We start from the raw sequence: 2,245 nt of genomic DNA on the forward strand, positions 1-2,245 counted from the left end.
TTTATTTTCCTGAAAAAAATCTATAATTAGAGATATTTCCCCTTTTAGTCACTAAAAAGGGGAATTGTATCTTATTAATTAAGATGTGAGTTTCGGAAAAGGAAAGGTAAAATATAATTTAGGAAAAGAAGAAGGCAGCACCACTTTAAAATGTGATAACTGCCTTTAGCATTTTTGTCAGATTAATTGTTTAACTCACAATTAAACATCCAATGAATACCATATTTATCTTTTAACATCCCAAATTTTGCTCCCCAAAAAGTATCCTGGATAGGCATGTGGACTTCCCCTCCTTTCGAAAGACGCGAAAAGATTTTTTCCATTTCTTTAGGGTTAGAAAGATTCACGGACAGTTGAATGTTGTTTCCAGTGTCCATTTTATCTTCTGTTCTGGAGTCAGAGGCCATCAAATCATTTTCACCGAATTTAAGGTGAGCATGCATAACCCTCTTTTTATCTACTTCGCTTATTGGTTCGGGCGAATCTTCAAAGTTCTGTAGATACACAATTTCACCATTTAAACATTCTTTGTAAAAGTTCATGGCTTCCCGGCAAACGCCATCAAAAGTTAAATAAGGATTGAGTTTCATGAGTTTATTGATTTATATTATTAATGAGAGATTAAAATAAAATAACTACTTAATTTAATGAAAATTAAACAGTTGCAGTAATAAAACTGAAAGATGTTTAAGTATTTTAATTATTTTCTTTCTCCTGGAAACCTCATTAATTCCTGAATCCAAATTTATTAATCACCTAATCTCTCAACACCTACTTTTTCCATTTTGGAATTACCACCGAAGCCTAATTAACTAATTATAGTAAAGCTGGTTACATTTAAAACAAGGAAGTAAATAAAGGCTACCATAATATGGTAATTTCCTTTTTCTAGAATCTAAGAATAAATCAAGATGAAAGCAGCTAGAAAAAAACATAAAATAGGGCTCTATTTAAGCTACCTAATTGTGGTTGTCTTATTTTTTGAGCTCTCCTTTAGAATGTTTTTTTGCCTGTTATTCAATCAATGGGATGCATTTACTAATCCTTCCCGATTGCTCTATAAATTTTATCCAAATTTAGAAAAGATAAGTAAGCAAAAAGTTGAATCCTCTAATCAGAAAATCGACATTTTATTTTTGGGAGGATCAGTTTTAACACATTGGTATGGAAACATCGAAGAAGAATTATCAAAAAGTTTAAAAGAAGAATATTCTCTGCCCATCAAAATCCACAATGTAGCTTATCCAGCCCATACGTCTTTGGACAGCCGGATAAAGTATTCCTTTTTGAAAGATAAAGCCTATGACATGATTCTTCTTTATCATGGCATAAATGAAACCCGATTTAACAACTGTCCCAAAGGCTTCTTCCAAAAAGACTACTCCCATGTAAGATTTTACAACCAGATCTATGCCCTACTCAATTCAAAGAGTAAATATTCCATTTTCCCTTTTTTGTTTAGTTTTATCAATCCCAAATATGTAAAAAACTTTTTGGTATATGGAAATTTCTTTCTTGGACAACATGAACCCATCAAAAAGTGGAAAAAATTTGGAGAGGATATAAAAACCAAAAAGACTTTCTTTGAAAATTATGTAGATATTTTAGAAATCGCCAATAAAAAGCATATCCCAGTAATAGCTCCTACCTTTGTCCACTATCAGGCCCCAAATTATAATCTGGATGACTTTTTAGCAAAAAAACTGGATTATGGTGCCGCTATTTCACCAATTGAAATCTGGGGTACTCCCGATTTTGTGATAAAAGGTATTGAGAAACATAATGAGGTCATTAAAGAACAGTTTACCCACAAGCAAACGTATAAGCAATTTCATATCCTTGATATGAATAAAGCTTTTCCTAAAAGGGGTAAGTATTTCAATGACATCTGTCATTTTACAAAGGAAGGTTCCAGGGAGTTCGTTAATCACCTTTTTCCTTTAGTTAAAGAAAAACTAGAAGATCATTTCACCCCCCTTGACTGATTTGAATTAAACATATTTAATTCATGACTGTTAATAATATTGAAATTAATAAGGTTAACACTTATACTCGCTATGACCATCCTAAAAGACCTTTGGCTTTTCTTAAAGGAACGAAAAAAATGGTGGCTCGCACCTATTATCCTTTTACTCTTTTTTATGGGAATTTTAATTGTAATTGGAGGAGGAAGCGCGGTAGCTCCGTTTATTTATACCATCTTTTAAAATTAATTACCCTAATTAGAATGAGATACGAATTCGTA

General features: G+C 32.0%; 3 protein-coding genes. 2 read left to right on the forward strand and 1 reads right to left on the reverse strand.

Annotated elements, in window-relative coordinates:
* Nucleotides 1–182: 182 nt before the first annotated feature.
* Nucleotides 183–590, reverse strand: coding sequence for a VOC family protein (locus E1171_RS04155; protein WP_155204391.1), 408 nt, complete (start codon nt 588–590; stop codon nt 183–185).
* A gap of 321 nt (nt 591–911) precedes the next feature.
* On the opposite strand from E1171_RS04155, the gene E1171_RS04160 reads away from it, so the two are divergent.
* Nucleotides 912–1,985: a hypothetical protein gene (locus tag E1171_RS04160; RefSeq protein ID WP_155204393.1), complete on the forward strand. Its 1,074-nt coding sequence runs from the start codon at nt 912–914 to the stop codon at nt 1,983–1,985.
* A 23-nt stretch (nt 1,986–2,008) separates the two neighbouring features.
* Nucleotides 2,009–2,245: hypothetical protein (locus E1171_RS24900; RefSeq protein ID WP_425509603.1), on the forward strand; the 237-nt coding region annotated here is incomplete at its 3' end.

Origin of the sequence: Xanthovirga aplysinae (assembly GCF_009711365.1) — a bacterium.
Classification (GTDB): Bacteria; Bacteroidota; Bacteroidia; order Cytophagales; family Cyclobacteriaceae; genus Xanthovirga; species Xanthovirga aplysinae.

Bases quoted from the DNA above. Each gene is read 5' to 3' on its own strand.
- E1171_RS04160 (WP_155204393.1), top strand. From the start codon at position 912: ATGAAAGCAGCTAGAAAAAAACATAAAATAGGGCTCTATTTAAGCTAC.
- E1171_RS04155 (WP_155204391.1), bottom strand. From the start codon at position 590: ATGAAACTCAATCCTTATTTAACTTTTGATGGCGTTTGCCGGGAAGCC.